This is a genomic window from Methylobacterium sp. EM32 (genome assembly GCF_040593685.1).
GTDB lineage: Bacteria > Pseudomonadota > Alphaproteobacteria > Rhizobiales > Beijerinckiaceae > Methylobacterium.
This window is the reverse complement of the sequence record NZ_JBEXZS010000166.1, coordinates 100,688-118,130: the sequence shown is the minus strand read 5'-3', so window position 1 is coordinate 118,130 and position 17,443 is coordinate 100,688. Positions and strand designations below refer to the sequence as shown.

16 protein-coding genes and 1 pseudogene are annotated in these 17,443 nt (G+C 72.5%); 10 read left to right on the top strand and 7 right to left on the bottom strand.

The genetic code is table 11. The features are described from left to right. The 4 genes from ABZT49_RS21835 to ABZT49_RS21820 form a co-directional block, all read right to left on the bottom strand. Positions 1–1,540: hypothetical protein (locus ABZT49_RS21835; protein ID WP_355288903.1), on the bottom strand; the 1,540-nt coding region annotated here is incomplete at its 3' end. Positions 1,541–1,782: 242 nt separating this feature from the next. After that, positions 1,783–2,070: a hypothetical protein gene (locus ABZT49_RS21830; protein WP_355288901.1), complete on the bottom strand. Its 288-nt coding sequence runs from the start codon at positions 2,068–2,070 to the stop codon at positions 1,783–1,785. Positions 2,071–2,142: 72 nt separating this feature from the next. After that, complete coding sequence (gene argE / locus ABZT49_RS21825; RefSeq protein WP_355288899.1) at positions 2,143–3,291, bottom strand: acetylornithine deacetylase; 1,149 nt, start codon at positions 3,289–3,291, stop codon at positions 2,143–2,145. Between the two features lie 232 nt (positions 3,292–3,523). Further along, a complete protein-coding gene (locus ABZT49_RS21820; protein ID WP_355288898.1) occupies positions 3,524–3,760 on the bottom strand; it encodes a hypothetical protein in 237 nt (78 codons plus the stop codon). A gap of 272 nt (positions 3,761–4,032) precedes the next feature. Here ABZT49_RS21820 and ABZT49_RS21815 point away from each other — a divergent pair, with 272 nt between their 5' ends. The 3 genes and pseudogenes from ABZT49_RS21815 to ABZT49_RS21805 form a co-directional block, all read left to right on the top strand. Next, positions 4,033–5,412 carry an aspartate aminotransferase family protein gene (locus ABZT49_RS21815; protein ID WP_355288896.1) on the top strand — a complete coding sequence of 460 codons (1,380 nt, stop codon included), beginning with the start codon at positions 4,033–4,035 and terminating at the stop codon, positions 5,410–5,412. 14 nt (positions 5,413–5,426) lie between these two features. After that, positions 5,427–6,512 (top strand): tartrate dehydrogenase, encoded by a 1,086-nt coding sequence (locus ABZT49_RS21810; RefSeq protein WP_355288894.1) that lies wholly within the window; start codon positions 5,427–5,429, stop codon positions 6,510–6,512. 106 nt (positions 6,513–6,618) lie between these two features. Beyond that, positions 6,619–7,106: pseudogene (locus ABZT49_RS21805) on the top strand (helix-turn-helix domain-containing protein); the annotation flags it as partial. Here the strand turns inward: ABZT49_RS21805 and ABZT49_RS21800 are convergent. Continuing rightward, positions 7,073–9,583, bottom strand: coding sequence for a PAS domain S-box protein (locus ABZT49_RS21800; RefSeq protein WP_355288892.1), 2,511 nt, complete (start codon positions 9,581–9,583; stop codon positions 7,073–7,075). The pseudogene ABZT49_RS21805 and the gene ABZT49_RS21800 sit on opposite strands and share 34 nt — an antisense overlap. Before the next feature lie 206 nt (positions 9,584–9,789). Here ABZT49_RS21800 and ABZT49_RS21795 point away from each other — a divergent pair, with 206 nt between their 5' ends. Next, positions 9,790–10,239, top strand: coding sequence for a MarR family winged helix-turn-helix transcriptional regulator (locus ABZT49_RS21795; RefSeq protein WP_355288890.1), 450 nt, complete (start codon positions 9,790–9,792; stop codon positions 10,237–10,239). 4 nt (positions 10,240–10,243) lie between these two features. Here ABZT49_RS21795 and ABZT49_RS21790 read toward each other — a convergent pair whose 3' ends face one another. Beyond that, complete coding sequence (locus ABZT49_RS21790) at positions 10,244–11,170, bottom strand: LysR family transcriptional regulator (RefSeq protein ID WP_355288888.1); 927 nt, start codon at positions 11,168–11,170, stop codon at positions 10,244–10,246. A 153-nt stretch (positions 11,171–11,323) separates the two neighbouring features. Here ABZT49_RS21790 and ABZT49_RS21785 point away from each other — a divergent pair, with 153 nt between their 5' ends. From ABZT49_RS21785 to ABZT49_RS21765, 5 genes are all read left to right on the top strand, one after another. Continuing rightward, entirely contained in the window at positions 11,324–12,187 is an 864-nt protein-coding gene (locus ABZT49_RS21785; protein WP_407943545.1) for an NAD(P)-dependent oxidoreductase, read from the top strand. 14 nt (positions 12,188–12,201) lie between these two features. Beyond that, complete coding sequence (locus ABZT49_RS21780; RefSeq protein ID WP_355288886.1) at positions 12,202–13,746, top strand: aldehyde dehydrogenase family protein; 1,545 nt, start codon at positions 12,202–12,204, stop codon at positions 13,744–13,746. Positions 13,747–13,806: 60 nt separating this feature from the next. Next, positions 13,807–15,180, top strand: coding sequence for a DUF3100 domain-containing protein (locus ABZT49_RS21775; RefSeq protein WP_355288884.1), 1,374 nt, complete (start codon positions 13,807–13,809; stop codon positions 15,178–15,180). 520 nt (positions 15,181–15,700) lie between these two features. Further along, positions 15,701–16,210 carry a hypothetical protein gene (locus ABZT49_RS21770; RefSeq protein ID WP_355288883.1) on the top strand — a complete coding sequence of 170 codons (510 nt, stop codon included), beginning with the start codon at positions 15,701–15,703 and terminating at the stop codon, positions 16,208–16,210. A 31-nt stretch (positions 16,211–16,241) separates the two neighbouring features. After that, the gene (locus ABZT49_RS21765; RefSeq protein WP_355288881.1) at positions 16,242–16,451 is read left to right on the top strand and encodes a hypothetical protein; all 210 of its coding nucleotides are present in this window, start codon (positions 16,242–16,244) and stop codon (positions 16,449–16,451) included. 209 nt (positions 16,452–16,660) lie between these two features. Here the strand turns inward: ABZT49_RS21765 and ABZT49_RS21760 are convergent, their stop codons facing one another. Beyond that, positions 16,661–16,855 carry a KGG domain-containing protein gene (locus ABZT49_RS21760; protein ID WP_355288879.1) on the bottom strand — a complete coding sequence of 65 codons (195 nt, stop codon included), beginning with the start codon at positions 16,853–16,855 and terminating at the stop codon, positions 16,661–16,663. 301 nt (positions 16,856–17,156) lie between these two features. Here ABZT49_RS21760 and ABZT49_RS21755 point away from each other — a divergent pair, with 301 nt between their 5' ends. Then, the gene (locus ABZT49_RS21755; RefSeq protein WP_109970362.1) at positions 17,157–17,375 is read left to right on the top strand and encodes a hypothetical protein; all 219 of its coding nucleotides are present in this window, start codon (positions 17,157–17,159) and stop codon (positions 17,373–17,375) included. Positions 17,376–17,443 lie beyond the last annotated feature (68 nt).

Genomic DNA, 17,443 nt, shown 5'->3' with positions numbered 1-17,443 from the left:
CCTGGATCGCCAAGGCCCCGCCAATCTCCGCCCCACCCTGCGCGGCCTTGGCGATCCAGGCGAGCAGCTCGCCGAAATAGGCCCGCTGCGGCTCCACGATCTGCGACAGCACCGCGCCCTGACGCTTGCGGCCGGCGGTGAGGGTGGTGACCGTGACCTTGAGCGTGTCCGGCTCGAACCAGCTCTCCGGGAAATGGTAGGCCTTCGCCCAGGTGCCCGACGCGGCAAGCGCCGCCTTCGTGGCGCCGTCCGAGCGGCGCTCCTCCGGCAGCCCGTCGAGGAGCTGCGCCACGATCGCCTGCGGCTCCAGGCGCGCCGGCGCGATCGGCGGCAGGCCGACGAGGTCGAGGAAGCGGAGAAGGTCGAAGGGCGGCGGCTCGCCCGCCGCCAGGCCGCTGGCGAGGCCGTGGGCGATCAGGTCGCGGACGAAGCCGGGCGAGGTGTCGAAGCAGTCGATGTTCCGCGCGACCCCGTCGAGGAACTGGGCGGAGCCCTCGGGGCCGACATCGTCCTGCAGCACGGTCTCGCGCAGGCCGTGGCCGTGCTTCATCAGCAGGGCCGCGAAGACGTGCCCCTCGGCGCCGTCGACGAGGGCGAAGACGCTCTGCGCTCCGCCGCCATCCACGCCGGTGGCGATGAACCGGACCGAGCGCGCCGGCCCGGCGGCCTCGGCGGGCCGCGGGCCCGCCCCCCGCTCGCGGCAGGCCGCGATCGCCGCCGCGACCGGCTCCTGCACCGGTTCCGGCAGCCAGGGCCGCATCCGCACCAGCCGGTCGGCGCTCGCCGCCGAGACGCGGCCGCGTCCCGCCGCGGCGGCCAGACGCTCGGCCACCGCCCGGGCGACGTCCGGGTTCGAATCGAGGAGCCAGCCGAGGGCGGCCTCGCCCATCGCCGGCACGTCCGAATCGATCAGGGCGCCGATCGCCGTCCGGCGGATGTCGTCGGGGAAGAGCGCGAACTGCTCGCCGAGCTGCTCGTGGATCAGGAACGGGTCATGATCCATGGCCTCGGCCAGTTGCGCGAAATCGTCGGCGATCGTCTCCGGGGTCGGGACCGGCACGCCCTCGATCGGCGCGCGCGCCGCCGCGACGATCAGGTCGCGCACCTCGTCCGGCAGCGGCAGCCGCGCCGCGTGGAATTGCTGGGCGAGCCCCAGGAGCAGGTCGGGGGGCAGCACGCTCTCCTCGGCCGCCTCGACGAGGCGTTCGAGCAGCCCCATGAGGGTCAGCGCGGCCTGGCCGCCCCGTTCGGCCTCGACCGCCATCCGGAGTTCGCCGAGAGCGCCACCGATCAGCATCAGCAGGGCGGTGCAGCGCTCCTCGTTGCGCCGCGTCTTGCCGCCCTCCGCCTCTAGGAGATCGAATAGGGCCTCGGGCGCGCCGTCCAGAGTGACGACGTCGAGCGTCAGGTCCGGAAGCGTGGGCGCCAGGGTCCCGGACCGGATCTTCTCGGCGAGCTCGTCGGCGAGGACTGCCAGGAACACGAGGGACATCGCGTGCCCCTCGGCGGCGATCTCCCCGGCGGAGCGTGCGGCCGTCATCCGCCCGGGCTTCTTCGCGGGTTTTCCGGCCGACGTCGACTTGGTCGTCGCGACAGTGGATTTCTTGTTGGTGGATTTGCTCACGGTCCTGGCCATGGGGCGACCTCGGCAGCATGAAGGGGCCGGCCCGGATCGCTCCGGGGATCGTTGCCTTCAAACTGTCGAGGCCGCGGCCGGTTGCCAAGGCGGGAACGGCGCGCGGCACGCTCCATCCCCACCCCGGCCGCTTGCCTTCGCTTGCCTTACTTGCCGCCGCCGCTGTTGCCGCTGCCCTGCGGCACCGCCCGCTCGGGCTGGCCGGCATTGCCGCCGGCGGCCGAGTTGTTGGTGATGGTCGAAGCGCCGGTCGGCCCGGGCGCAATCACGCCGCCGGCGCCGCCGCCGGTGTTGTTCTGCATCGGTGCCACGGTGCCGGTGGTGGCAGGTCCCGTCTGCATGGTGCCGGGGGCCGTGGAGGGGGCGGCGGTCTGGGCCGACGCCGCGCCGGCGACGAGAAGCCCGGCGGCGAGTCCTGCGAGAATCGAACGCATGCTGCTCTCCTGTCGGATCCCGAATTCGCTAGATCCTGGACCCGACAACGCCCGCAAACTGGTCCGGTTCGACTATTTTTGACTTTGATGTGCGATGACGCGGCGCAGCATCGCGCAGCATTCCTCCAGATCGGCGCGCCCGATCGACTCGTCGGGCCGGTGCGCCTCGGCGATGCGGCCGGGCCCGCAGATGATCGACGGGATGCCGGCGGCCTGGAACAGCCCGGCCTCGGTGCCGTAGCTCACCGCCCCCAGGGCCTCCCGGCCGGACCATTCCTCGGCAAGCCCGCGCAAGGGCGCGTCGTCGGGCAGGTCGAGGGCGGGGTAGAGCGACAGCACCTCGCTCTCGACCGCGACCGCGCGCCCGGCCGCGCGGAGCGGTGCCACGAGATCATTGACACCGGCCTGGAGCGCGTCGTGGATCGTCATCGGGTCGGTGCCCGGCACCGCGCGGGCCTCCCACTCGACCCGGCAGGTGTCGGGCACGACGTTGACCCCGGTGCCGCCGGCGATGATTCCGACCTGGAGCGTCGAGGCGGCCGGTTCGAACAGCGGGTGGAACGGCCCCTGCCGGGCAAAACCCTCGTGCAGGCTGCGCACCAGCCCGACGATGTCGGCGGCGAGATGCACCGCGTTGTCGGCGAGGTCCGGCCGCGAGGAATGGCCGGCCCGGCCGCGCACGGTGAGGCGCCCCGCCACCTTGCCCTTGTGGCGCAGGACCGGGCGCATCTCGGAAGGCTCGCCGACGATGCAGGCCTCGGGCGGCGCGCAGAGTTCCGGCAGCCGCGCGATCATGTGGCGGACGCCGACGCAGCCGACCTCCTCGTCGTAGGACAGGGCGAGGTGGACCGGGCGGGCGAGCCTTGCCCGCACCATCTCGGGCACCAGCGCCAGCAGGCAGGCGACGAAGCCCTTCATGTCCACGGCGCCGCGCCCGACCAGGCGGTCCCCGATCGCCCGCAGGGCGAAGGGGTCTCCGCTCCAGCCCTCGCCGGCCGGCACCACGTCGAGATGGCCCGACAGGACGATGCCCGGCACGTCGCGCGGTCCGATCGTGGCGAACAGGTTGGCGCGGTCGCCCTCCGGCCCCGGCAGGACGCGAGCCTCGACGCCGTGGCGGGCGAGGTACGTGCGCACCCACTCGACGATCGCGCCGTTCGGCGTGCGGCAGACGGAGGGGAACGCGACGAGGTCGGAGAGGAGGGCGGCGGCGTCGGTCATCGGGGCTCTCGGGCGGCTTCGACGAATCATAGCCCGGACGGGCAAGCGCGCTCCGGCCGAACCCGAGGCTGCAGCGGCAGAACCTGCGGCGGGAGACGCCCGGCGCGGCAGGAAACCGTCATCGCTCTGGAGGTAAGGTTCGGGACGAGTTGCCAGGTGACAATTCCGGCCACGCCGATCCGGCCGGCGCTCCGACTTGGAGAGCAATCGGCCCGCGGTCAGGTGAGGAGGATCACGGCCCAAGGATCTTCACGAGCGTCACGACAGCTCCCACCACGGCGGCGCCGGCCGTGAAGGCCGCGAAGATGGCGGTATACGGGGCGATCGTCGCATCGCGTGCCAGCTTGCGGGCCTCGGCGGACAGCTTCAGCCCCTCCTCGACGAATTTGCGGGTCTCGGCGTTCATCCGCTCGATGCGCGCCAGCTGCTCCTGCAGATCGGTGGTCGTCGGACCAGCGGAGCCGGTCATCGGGGCAAATCTCTCATCGGTCGGAGGGCGACTCGTTCACCGTCACGACAATATGAGGAGCGCGGGCCGGCGCGTCGAGGAGGGAGATCGGTCAGACCGCGCAACGCCGTCCGCGCCGCCTGCCCGGAGCGGACGAGATCCCGACCCGCCCGTCATTTCTGCCGCCTCGCCCCGCCAAACCCGCACCCCGCGCGGTGCGGCGGGGCCAGATCGGCAAAATATCCCGCCGGCCTCCGCGCATGGTCGGGGCCTCGCCGCCCGGAGCCTGCCCCATGCGCCCCAATTCCTTGATCGAGCTCGACCGCGACCACCTTATCCACCCGGTGATCTCGTGGAAGGGTCACGAGGCGCGCGGCGCCACGGTGCTGCAATCGGCGCAAGGCGCCTATCTCACCGATGCCGAGGGCCACACCCTGCTCGACGGATTCTCGGGCCTGTGGTGCGTCAATGTCGGGTACGGCCACGACTCGATCGTCGAGGCGGCCGCCGAGCAGATGCGGCGGCTGCCCTACGCCACCGGCTACTTCCACTTCTCGAGCGAGCCGGCGATCCGGCTCGCCGCCCGCCTCGCCGAGCTGGCGCCCGGCGACCTCAACCACGTCTACTTCACGCTGGGCGGCTCGGACGCGGTCGATTCGGCGGTGCGGTTCATCCGCTACTACTACAATGTCACCGGCCGGCCGACGAAGAAGCACATGATCGCCCTGGAGCGGGGCTATCACGGCTCCTCGACCGTCGGCGCCGGGCTCACCGCGATCCCCGCCTTCCATGACGGCTTCGACGCGCCGACGCAGCTCCAGCACCACATCCCCTCGCCCTATCCCTACCGCAACCCGGCCGGCGACTCGGACGAAGCGGTGATCGCCGCCTCGGTGGCGGCGCTGAAGGCCAAGGTCGAGGAACTGGGCGCGGACAACGTCGCGGCCTTCTTCGCCGAACCGATCCAGGGCTCGGGCGGCGTGATCGTGCCGCCGGACGGCTGGCTGAAGGCGATGCGCGATGCGGCGCGCGAGCTCGACATCCTGTTCGTCGCCGACGAGGTCATTACCGGCTTCGGCCGCACCGGCCCGCTCTTCGGCTGCGAGCATGACGGCGTGGTGCCGGACCTGATGACCACCGCCAAGGGCCTCACCTCGGGCTACAGCCCGATGGGCGCGGTACTGATGTCGGACCGGATCTACCGCGCCATCGCGGATCATGCCCCGGCGGGCAAGCCGATCGGCCACGGCTTCACCTACTCGGCCCATCCGGTCAGCGCCGCGGTCGGCCTCGAGTGCTTACGGCTCTACACCGAGGGCGGCCTCCTGGAGAACGGCCGCCGCGCCGGCGCCCGCTTCACCGCGGGCCTGCAGCGGCTGGCCGACCATCCCCTCGTCGGCGACGTGCGGGTGCGGGGCCTGCTGGCCGGCATCGAGCTCGTCACGGACAAGGCGAAGCGCTCGAAGCCGTCGCCGGATCTCGGCATCTCGGGCCACCTCGCCCGGTTCGGCTACAAGAACGGCGTGATCTTCCGCGCCTTCGCCGACGACATCGTCGGCTTCGCGCCGCCGCTCTGCTGCACGGATGCGGACATCGACACCCTGCTCGCCCGCTTCGAGCAGACGCTGAACGACGTCCTCGACGTCGCCGACGTGCGCGCCGCTTTGGCGTGAGAAGGCTCTCGGACATGACCGGCAAGAACCGCCACTACCGCATCGCGGTGATCCCCGGCGACGGCATCGGCAAGGAGGTGGTGCCGGAGGGCGTCCGCGTCCTCGAGGCCGCCGCGGAGAAATTCGGCTTCCGCCTCGACCTGCAGCACCACGCCTTCGGCTCCTGCGATTACTACGCCGAGCACGGCACGATGCTGCCGGCGAACTGGAAGGACCTGCTCACCCCGACCGACGCGATCTTCTTCGGCGCCGTCGGCTGGCCGGCCACCGTGCCGGACCACGTCTCGCTCTGGGGCTCGCTGCTGCAGTTCCGGCGCGAGTTCGACCAGTACGTCAACCTGCGCCCGGTCCGGCTGATGCCGGGCGTACCCTGCCCGCTCGCCGGCCGCGAACCCGGCGACATCGACTTCTACGTCGTGCGCGAGAACACCGAGGGCGAGTATTCCTCCGTCGGCGGCACGATGTATCCGGGCACCGAGCGGGAGATCGTGATCCAGGAAACGGTGATGAGCCGCCACGGCGTCGACCGGATCCTCAAATTCGCCTTCGACCTCGCCCAGTCCCGGCCGAAGAAGCACCTGACCTCGGCCACCAAGTCGAACGGCATCGCCATCACGATGCCGTACTGGGACCAGCGCGTCGAGGCGATGGGCGAGCGCTATCCGGAGGTCCGGCGCGACAAGTACCACATCGACATCCTGACGGCGCACTTCGTGCTGAACCCCGACCGGTTCGACGTGGTGGTGGGCTCGAACCTGTTCGGCGACATCCTGTCGGATCTCGGGCCGGCCTGCACCGGCACGATCGGCATCGCGCCCTCGGCCAACATCAACCCGGAGGGTCGCTTCCCGTCGCTGTTCGAGCCGGTCCACGGCTCGGCGCCGGACATCGCGGGCCAGGGCATCGCCAATCCAGTCGGCCAGATCTGGACCGCCGCGATGATGCTGGAGCATCTCGGGGAGGTCGAGGCGGCGACCGCCATCGTGGCGGCGATCGAGACGGCGCTCCGCGAGCCGGCGTCCCGCACCCGCGACCTCAAGGGCACGGCGACCACCCGCGAGGCGGGGGAGGCGGTGCTGCGGGCCTTCGTGGCGGGGTGAGGCGGGGGACGGGCCGGATGCGAGAGGTGTCCGGCCCGTTCCGGACCGATAGCATCAACACAAAATCCGACGGGCCTGAAATCCTTCGTCGTCATTCCGGGGCCGCGCAGCCGCCGGCATCGACCTGTGCCCCCACGTCGTGCGCGGCGATTTCGGGCCAGACCTCGCCAACAGGGTGGCGCGCCACCTCGTCGTGCCGCCGCACCGGGAGGGCGGCTAGGCCCAGTTCATCGAGGCGCCGGTCCTGCGCGCGCGCACGAGGCGGCGCGGCTCGGGCCGGCGATCGAGGCGATGCGGGCCGGCCTGCACGAGGACCGGCCGCTCGCCGCCATGGCCCGCCTCGCGGGCATGAGTCTGCGCACCTTCCAGCGCCGGTTCATCGCCGCGACCGGCCTGCCGCCGGGGGAGTGGATCATCGCCGAGCGGCTGCGCCTCGCCCGGGAGATGCTGGAGCGGCCGGAGCCTGTATCCCTCGCCGAGATCGCCGAGGCGAGCGGCTTCCGCAGCCCGTCCGGCCTGCGCCACCATTTCCGCAGCCGCCTCGGCACCAGCCCGGCGGCCTATCGGAAGAGCTTCGCCGGGCGCCTCTCCTGAGTCGCCGCCGCCGCGTCGCGCCGCCGCGGCCCGATCGCGCCCGCCAGCATGCGCGAGAGCTGCTCGGCCGAGTACGGCTTGTTCAGCAGCGGGAAACCGTGCGACCCCTCCTGCGCCAGCACGTGGCTGTAGCCGGAGGTGAGGATCACCGGCAGGCCGGGATGGCGCCGGCGCAAGGTCTTGCCGAGCTCGATGCCGCCCATGCCGGGCATCACCACGTCGGAGAACACCGCGTCGTAGGCGGCGTCCTGCGCCAGCACGTCGAGGGCGGCCTCGGCGCTGGTGACCCAGGTGGCGACGTAGCCGAGGTCGTTGAGGATCTGCGCGGCGAAACGGCCGACCCCGACATTGTCCTCGACGAGGAGCACCCGCTGGCCGGCCCGGGCCGGCGCCAGGCCCTCGTCCACCGGCGCCGGCCGGTCGGCCTCGGTGGGGGCCGCCACCTCGGGCAGGTAGAGGATGAAGGTGGAGCCCGCGCCCAAGCGGCTCGTCACGTCGACGTCGCCGCCGGACTGCTTGGCGAAGCCGAACACCTGGCTCAGGCCGAGGCCCGTCCCCTTGCCGACCTCCTTGGTGGTGAAGAACGGCTCGAAGATCTTCTCGATCACCGCCGGAATCATGCCGGTGCCGGTATCGGTGAGCGCGATCGCCGCGAAGGGGCCCTTGGCGGCGGCGTGGCCGCGGATCTCGGGCTTCTCCGCCCCGCAGGCGACGGCGAGGGTCAGGGTGCCCTCCCCCTCCATGGCGTCGCGGGCATTGACCGCCATGTTGATCAGCGCGGTCTCGAACTGGCTCAGATCGGCGCGCACGAAGCACGGCCGGTCGGGCCCTTCCGTCACCACGCGGATGCGCGCGCCGGTGACCGTGTCGAGCATGTCGGCGACGCCCTGGAGCCGGGCGACGACGTCGAACACCTCCGGCGCGAGGGCCTGGCGGCGGGCGAAGGCGAGGAGCTGGCCGGTGAGCTTGGCGGCGCGGTCGACCGTATCGGAGACCGCGTCGAGGTAGCGGCGTTTGCGCGCCTCCGGCAGCTCGGGCCGGCGCAGGAAATCCACCGACGAGCGGATGATGGTGAGCAGGTTGTTGAAGTCGTGCGCCACGCCGCCGGTGAGCTGGCCCACCGCCTCCATCTTCTGCGACTGCCGCAGGGCCTCCTCGGCCTGGAGCAGGCGCTGCGCCCGCTCGCGCTGCTCGGTGACGTCGCGGGCGACGCAGTACAGGTTGCCCTCGAACGGCACCGCCCGCCAGGACAGGGTGCGGTAGCCCCCGTCCCGGGTGCGGAACCGGTTCTCGAACGAGGTGGTCGGCTCGCCGGTGCCGAGGTGGCGGATCTCGGACCGGGTGCGGTCCTGGTCGTCCGGGTGTTCGAGCCAGGCGGAGGTGCGCCCCACCACTTCCCCGGGCTCCCAGCCGAGGATCGCCGTCCAGGCCGGGTTGACGCTGAGCCAGACGCCGTCGGCATCGGCGACGCCCAGCATGTCGCGGCTCACCTGCCAGATCCGGTCGCGCTCGGCGGTGCGGGCCGCGACCTGGCGCTCCAGGGTCTCGTTGAGGCCGCGCAATGCGTCCTCGAGCCGGCGCCGGGCGGTGATGTCGTTGAACAGGATCGCGACGTGGCGGGCCTCCGGCGGATCGACCCGGAAGGCGTAGACCTCGTACCAGCGCTCGCCGAGCGCCTGCGCCGGCTGGACGAAGCGCACCGGCTCGCCGGTCAGCGCCACCCGGCCGTAGAGGTCGAACCAGTGCTGCTCGTGATCCGGGGCGAGGTCGCGCATCCAGCGCCCGGCCGCGTCGTCGAGGCCGGTCTGGCGCGCGAAGGCCGGGTTCACCTCCAGGAAGCGGTAATCCTCGGCCCTGTCCCCCGCGCCGAAACGTAGGGCGATGACGCAGAAGCCGGCATCGATCGCCTCGAACAGGGTGCGGTAGCGCGCCTCGCTGCGCCGCAGGGCCTCTTCGGCCTCGCGCCGGCCGGTGATGTCGATGATGAACTCGAAGCCGGTGCCGTCCGAGAGGCGTGTCGCCGCGCACAGGCCCCAGAACCGCGAGCCGTCCTGGCGCAGGTATTCCCGCTCGGTCGAGTCCGAGCGGCCCCGCGCCTGCAGGTCGGCGATGACGCGCCGGGACGTCGCCTGCCATTCCGGCGGCACCAGAGTGGCGCCGGTGAGCCGGCCTTGCACCAGATCCTCGCGGCTGTAGCCGCTCATCGCCAGGAAGGTGTCGTTGGCCTCCCGCACCCGGCCGGCCATGTCGAAGACGATCGCCCCGACGGTCTCGATGTCGAAGGCGGCGTGCAGGCGCGGATCCATCAGGACGCCGCTCCCGTCCCGGGACCGTCCGGCCCGTGCCAGAGCCGCCTCGTTCAAGGCCGCCGCGGTGGCCGCCTCGGCCTCGACCCGCGCCTGCTCCGCCGCCGCCAGGGCGGCGCGCAACCGCGCATTCTCCGCGACGAGGTCCGCGCCGTCTCCGGGATCCGCCATTCCTCTCCCATCCGCACCGGCGCCGCGCGGTCTCGCGCGCCTCCGCCTCATCCCTGCCGCCCATATAGCGGAGGCGGGTCCCTCGTCTCCACCCTTGCGCGACCATCGGCGCGGGCCATGACCCGCATCGGGGGCCGCATTGCGGCGGGGCGGCGAAGGACGCATATCTGAGGGCGGCCCCGCGCCGACCGGGCCCGGAGGATTGCGTGACGATTCCACCGACCCGTTGCAGCAACGCGGCCCTGCGCCGGGCGACGCGCAGCGTCGGGCAGCTCTACGACGACGCCCTGGCGCCGAGCGGACTGCGCACGACGCAGTTCGGCCTGCTCGGCACGATCCGCCGCCTCGGCACCCCGACCATGGGCGAGTTGGCCGACGCGATGGTGATGGACCTCTCGGGGCTCGCCCATACCCTGAAGCCCCTGACCCGCGACGGCTACGTCAGCGTGGTGCCGGACCCGCAGGACCGCCGGGCGCGGCGCATTGCCGTGACGCCCTCCGGCGCCGCCAAGCTCGCCGAGGCGGCGCCGCTGTGGCGGGCGGCCCAGGACCGCTTCGACGCCGCGTTCGGGCCCGGGCAGGCCGACCTCCTGCGCGACCTCCTGCACCGGCTGGCCCTGCCGGAATTCCGGGAGGCGTTTGGGGCGGGGCCTTGACCGGTCAGGAGCCCGCCGCGCCCTTCCCCTCCCCCGCCATCCCGCGGGCGAGGTGCTGCAGGAGCTTCGCCGCTGCCGGCGCGAGCTGGCGGCCGAGGCGGGTGACGATCCGGGCTTCGACGGCGGTGAGGCCCGGATCGGCCAGCGGCAGGGCGACCAGGATGCCGTCGGCCACCTCCTGCGCGGCGCAGAAGGCCGGCAGCAGCGTCACGCCGGCGCCGGAGGCGACGAACTGCTTGAGCACGCCGATCGATCCGGTGGTGAGCGCCGGCTCTAACCGCGCGCCCTCCGCCCGCTCCGCCGCCGCGATGATCTGCCGGATGCCGTAGGCCGGGTGCATCGTGCCGAGGCGGTGGCCGGCCAGATCCGCGAGGCGGACCGGGCCGGGATGGCCGGCGAGCGGGTGGTCCCGGCGCACCAGCACCCGGATCGGGTGGGGCATCGCCAAATGGGTGCGCAGGCGCGGCTCGGGCGGCGGGTTGTAGACGAGGCCGAGATGCGCCTCGTCCTCGACGACCCGGCGCACCACGTCGTTGGTCGCCGCGAGGTCGAGGGTCATGGTCAGGTCGGGGTGGCGGGCCCAGAAGCCCTGGAGCAGGCCCGACATCAGGTCGCCGATGAAGCCCTCCCCCAGCACGACGTCGATATGGCCGCGGCGCAGGCCCTTCAGCTCGGTGAGCTTGGCCAGGATGTCCTCCCGGTCGGAGGTCTGGCGCCGGTAATAGTCGAGGAGGAGCGAGCCGGCCGGCGTCGCCCGCACGCCGCGGCGGTGGCGCTCGATCAAGGGCGTGGCGAGCTGTCCCTCCATCTGGGCGATCTGGCGGCTCACCGCCGAGGCGTTGACGTCGAGCTTGTCGGCCGCCGCGCGGACCGAGCCGCAGCCGACCGCTTCCGCCAGGTAGCGCAGGCAGCGCTCGTCCAGGCTGTGCATCGATTTTTCCTCCGCCCGCTGGGTGCGTTGCCGGCAAGGCAACGCAAAATACCGGCCAATGTCGTTCCGCTCAACGCCGGCCTGCCCCAGTCTCCCGTTCCCAGAAGGCGCCGCGGCTCGGATCCCGGCGTCGCTTCCGGGAGACAATCGGACATGCGGACGATCGGCGTCATCGGCTTGGGCAATATGGGCCGGGGCATGGCCCTCTCGCTGCGGCGGCGGGGCTTCGACGTGGTGGGCTACGACCCGGCGCCCGCCGCCCGCGGGACTTGCGCCGCGGACGGCATCGAGATCGCCGACGGAAACTCTGCGGTCTGGCGGGCCTGCGGCGCGGTGGTGCTGTCGCTGCCGACCCCAGAGGTGGTGGAGGCGGTGCTGCTCGGGCCCGACGGGCCGCTCCACGGGGCCCAGCCCGGCCTCCTGATCATCGACACCTCGACCTCGGACCCGGCCGTCACCCGGCGCATCGCGGCGGCGCTCACGCCCGCCGGCATCGATCTGATCGACGCGCCGGTGAGCGGCGGGCCGAAGGGCGCGCATGCCGCGACGCTGACCATGGTGATCGGCGGCAGCGACCGGGCGGTGGCCCGGGCCGAGCCGGTGCTGGCGGCCATGAGCGCGACGCGGGTCCATGTCGGCGATGTCGGCGCCGGCCACGTCACCAAGCTCGCCAACAACCTGCTCTGCGCCGCCCACCTGATCACCGCGGCGGAAGCAGTGCGCATGGCAGGTGAGGCCGGCGTCGATCCCGAGCGCCTGCTCGCCGGGATCAATGCGGGTTCGGGCCGCAGCGGCGTGACGCAGGTGAACTTCCCGACCTGGGTGCTCAACGGCGCCTTCGATTCCGGCTTCACCATGAAGCTGATGCGCAAGGACGTGCGCCTCGCGGAAGCGCTGATCGGCGCGCTCGGCCTCGACCTGCCGCTCTCGGGCGAGGCCGCCCGGCTGTGGCGCGACAGCACCGGGATCCCGGACGACGCCGACTTCAACGCCATCGTCAAGCTCCAGCTGAACTGATCGGGAGACCTGTCATGACCGAGACCCGCAAGCAGGCGCTCGCCGCCCTCCTGCGCCCGTTCTTCCCCGAGACGACCATCATCGGATCCTGGGTGGACGGACGCCTCGTCCCCGGCACCGGCGAGCCGGTGCACCTCGTCGATCCCGCCACCGGCCTCACCCTCGCCGAGTACCCGGATGCGGGCGCCTCCGTGGTGGCCGAGGCCGCGACGGCCGCGAGCGCCGGCCAGGCCCGCTGGGCCGCGCTGACGGGCGCCGCCCGCGGCCGGGTGATGCAAGAGATCGCGCGGGCGATCCGCGCCGAGATCGAGCCCCTCGCCCGCCTCGAGGCGCTGAATGCCGGCAAGCCGATCCGCGATTGCCGCGTCGAGGCGACCAAGGTCGCCGAGATGTTCGAGTATTATGCCGGCTGGGCCGACAAGCTGCACGGCGAGGTGATCCCGGTCCCCACCAGCCACCTCAACTACACCCGCCGCGAACCGGTCGGCGTGGTGCTGCAGATCACGCCCTGGAACGCCCCGGTCTTCACCTGCGGCTGGCAGCTCGCCCCGGCGCTCGCCGCCGGCAACGCAGTGCTGCTCAAGCCCTCGGAGCTCACCCCCCTGACCTCGCTCGCCGTGGCGGCGCTCGCCGAGCGGGCCGGGCTGCCTCCGGGCGTCGTCAACGTGCTCGCCGGCTACGGCCACACCACCGGGCAGGCGGCCTTGGCGGAGCGTGCGGTGGCGAAGGTGGTCTTCGTCGGCTCGCCGGCGACCGGCGCGAAGATCGCGGAGGCGGCGGCCCGTCATCTCAAGCCCTGCGTGCTCGAACTCGGCGGCAAGTCGGCCAACATCGTCTTCGCCGATGCCGACCTGGAACGGGCCTGCCTCGGCGCGCAAGCGGCGATTTTCGCCGGTGCCGGCCAGTCCTGCGTCGCCGGCTCGCGGCTCCTCGTCGAGCGCCCGGTCTACGACCGCTTCGTCGCCATGCTGACGGAGGGCGCGAACCGCATCCGCGTCGGCGATCCTCTCGACCCGCAGACCGAGATCGGGCCGATCAACAACGCCACCCAGTACCGCCACGTGCTGGCGATGATCCGCGGCGGCCTCGACCAGGGCGCGCAGCTCGCCGCCGGCAGCGACGGCACGGCGCAAGAGGGTGGCGACCAAGAGGGCGGCTACTACGTGCGCCCGACGATCCTGGCGCAGGCCGACAATACGATGGAGTGCGCCCGGACCGAGATCTTCGGGCCGGTGGTGACGGTGATCCCGTTCGACACGGAGGGCGAGGCGGTCGCGATCGCCAACGATTCCGAGTTCGGCCTCGCCGGCGCGGTCTGGACCCGCGACGTCGGCCGCGCCCACCGGGTCGCGGCGGCGGTGCGGGCCGGCACCTTCTGGATCAACGCCTACAAGACCATCCACGTCGCCTCGCCCTTCGGCGGCTCGGGGCGCAGCGGCTACGGGCGCTCCAGCGGCGTCGAGGCCCTGCACGAATACACCCAGGTCAAGAGCGTCTGGGTCGAGACGGCGGCCGCCCCCGCCGCCTCGTTCGGCTACGCCCCCGGCGTCGGCGCCTGACACCCCTCCGGTCCGGGAGGCGGCCCCTCCCGGACCGCCCCGCACCGGAGACGTTTTTCGATGACGAGCGCCACCCTGGCGACCGGCAATCCCGCCGTCGCGCCCGTATCCCATCCCGCTCCGCAGGCCGGCCGCACCGGCATCCTGATCCTGTTCGGCCTCGCCCTCGCGGTGGTGACCCTGGCCGAGGCGATCGGCAACGTCGCCATCCCGCTCGGCCACGGCAAGATCATCCTCCTGCCCCTGCTCTGGGCGCTGCTGATGGGCGGCGGCCTCGGTCTCGCCGCGCCGCGCCTGCCACCCGCCCTGCGGCTGCCGGTGTCGCTCCAGCACGCGGCGGGTGCGATCCTGCAGCCGGCCCTGCTGCTCTTCGTCGCCAAGCTCGGCCTCCTCGTCGGCGGCTCGCTGCCGAAGATCCTGGGCGCCGGCTGGGCCCTCGCCTTCCAGGAATTCGGCCACTTCTTCGGCACGATGGTGTTCGGCCTGCCGGTGGCTTTGCTGCTCGGGCTCAAGCGCGAGGCGATCGGCGCCACCTTCTCGGTCGGGCGCGAGCCGAGCCTCGCCATCATCGGCGAGCGCTACGGCATGGACTCGCCGGAAGGCCGCGGCGTGCTCGCCGAGTACCTCACCGGCACGGTGTTCGGGGCGGTGTTCATCGCGGTGCTGGCCGGGCTGATCGCCAGTCTCGGGATCTTCAATCCGCTGGCGCTCGCCATGGGCGCCGGCGTCGGCTCCGGCAGCATGATGGCGGCGGCGGCCGGCGCCATCGCGGCGCAGCAGACGCCCGAGATGGCGAAGGAGGTCGCCACCTTCGCGGCGGCGAGCAATCTCATCACCACCACCATCGGCACCTACTTCACCCTGTTCCTGTCGCTGCCCTTCACGGTCTGGGCCTACGGCGTGCTGGAACCGGTCCTCGGCCGGGGCCGCAGCCGGACGGAGACCGCGCCCGAGCCGGCAACGGCGGTGACGGCGCACGCCGCCCCGGCCTTCGGCCTGCCGGCCCTGGTCCTGATCTGGCTCGCCACCGCGTCGTTCGGCCTCGTCGGCAACTGGCTGACCTACGGCGCGCGGCCGGACGGGCAGGTCCTGATCGGGACCGCGATCATCGTCGCCGCGGTGGTCGCGGGCGAGGGGCTCTATCGCCTCGCCGGGCGGCGGCTGCCGGCGGTGGTGTGGGTCTCGCTGATCGGCATGGCGCTCACCTATCCGGGGACGCCGTTTTCGGCCGAGATCGCGGCGGCGACCGGCCGGATCAACTTCCTGGCGCTCGCCACCCCGATCCTCGCCTTCGCGGGCCTGTCGCTCGCCAAGGACTTTCCCGCGTTCCGGCGCCTCGGCTGGCGCATCGTGGTGGTGTCGTTCATGGCCAATGCCGGCACGTTCCTCGGCGCGGCCCTGATCGCCCAGTTCTGGATGCACCCGCCGGTGTGACGCAGGCCGATGCGCCCAGGCGTCGCAGGGGGGAAGAGACGTCGCGGGGGGAAGAGGGCTGGTCGCGCACGACTTCCCGTCGTTGCGAGGGCCCGGAGCCTCGACGATCGAACATCCGCCGGACTTCGCCGTTAGACTTGGCTGCTAGACTTGGCCGTCCCTGAAAACGGAGGCCCAATACGAAAGAACGGGCCGGATCAGGATCCGGCCCGTTGGAAGAGTTTCCGGCCAATGCACAAGGGGAATGCGGGGAGGACCAGGTGGCCGGGTTGCAACATCAACGGGAATCCCGACGGAATGGTTCCGCGGCGCCGGACGCATTGATCCTTTTTCGTTGCCTGTGGCGGAATTGCCGCGCCTTATCGCCGAGCCTGCCGCTCTACCCGCGGTTAACGGGAGGTTGACGGGGTCCCTCGCATTCGCGCCATGAACTGTCCCGCGCCGGCACCCCCGCGGGAACTACTTGGCGAGGATCCGCGTTAAGGAAGCATTCTCAAGCTTCGCCGCGAGGGCCTCGCGTATGCTCCGCCCGCACTTCTTCCTCGGCATTACGGTCCCGGCCGCGTTCCTCGCCCTGGTCGGCCAGCCGCTGATCGAGCATTCCGTCGGCGCGGTCGCCCGCCCGGCCGTCGAGCAGGCGGCGATCAAGGGCGACCGTCTCGCGCCGGTCCGGCCGGCCGCGAAGGCGCAGGTTCCGGTGGCGGTCGAGATCACCGGGCTCGGCGCCGCCAAGGTCACCCTGCGCAACGCCGCCGGCGACGTCGTCTACCAGGCCGATTCCACCCGCAACACGACGCTGGTCGCGCGCGACGCCGCGATCCCCCACGTGACGGTGCGCGAGCGTGCCGGCGCCCCGGTGGCGCAGCGCGACCCGGCCCCCGCGGGCCAGGCCGTGCGGCGGATGCCCGAGGGCTGCGAGGGCGCGATCAGCGGGCTCGCCGGCCACGAGGCCCGCCGCCTGCTGCCGAGCCGCTGCCTGGCGGATGCCGGCGACATCGTGCCGGCCGGCCTCTCCCACGCGACGCTCTGACGAGCCCCTTCGACGCCAACGGACGCCCATCATGATCGATCTGCGCGAATACGAGGTGCCCTCGCCTCAGCCGCCGGCTCCGGAGCGGATCCATCGCGACGGCACCCACGTCGAACCCGATGCCGACCGGCTCGCCAGCCTGCTCGCCGGCGTCACGGCCGTGCGGCCGGTCGATGACGTGGTCTGCCACCACCTGGCACGGCGCAACCTCGTCGTCACGGCGCGGCCGCTCGCCGCCTGACGCGGCGAACGACGAAGCACCCCGGGCGCGGTGGCGCCCCGGGGTGCTTCGTCGTGTCCGAACGCTACCGTGACGGCCCATGCTGATGCGCCGGAGGCGAGATGGTCTCCCTCCGGCGCATGAGTGTGGGTCTCAACGTATCCGCAAGGCCTTGCGCCTGCGGCCCGGTCCGGCCGGGCGTTCCTCCGCCGGCTCAGCGCCGGCACGCCTCACTCGTCGGTGGCGCGACCCGTGCCCGAGGCCTGACCGCCCTTGCGGCCGGCCGACGAGGCCAGTTCGCGATCCTGCGAGAAGGACCGCTTCTCGGCCGGCACCGAGCGGCCGCCCTTGCTGGCGATCTCGCGCTGCCGCTCCAAATCCATGGATGCGAAGCCGCGCTTCGAGGTGGAGTTTCCGGTTGCCATGTTTGCCTCCTTGGCCGTGTTCTCAGTCCGGACAACCTTCAGCGGAAATGATGGTTCCTGCCACGCATGCGGGCCGGCGGAGAGATGGTCCCGATTCGGGGCAGTACAGGCAAGCCCTCCGTGGCGCCGCCCGCCCCCGGATGTCGCCGGTGACTTGCGCTAACACCGCGCCTCCCCGGGGAAACCTGCCGGCAGGCGCCGCCGCGGGGCGGAACCGGGAGGGTGGGCCGGCGTTCGCCCCGGACTCCGCGGTGGAGCGGCCTGCGGCCGCCCGCCGCATCGCACGCTCCCGGAGCAGCCGATGACCAACAAGACCATGGTGAGCCCCGAGGCCGCCGCCCATCCCGAGACCGCGCCTGCGCCCAACCGCGCCGCCCCGCCGCCGATGCCGGCCGAGGAGGGCAGCCCGCACCCGACCACGACCGAGGAGCCGGGCGACTCGCCCCAGCCCAACCGCCAGTTCGGCGACGAGCCGATCGGCGGCCTGACCACCCGCAAGGAGTACACCCGGCGGGATTGATCCGGATCCGGCCGGCGCGCACGGGCGCAGCCACAGTTTCCAGTCCCGCTCCGGCCCTCTACACAGGC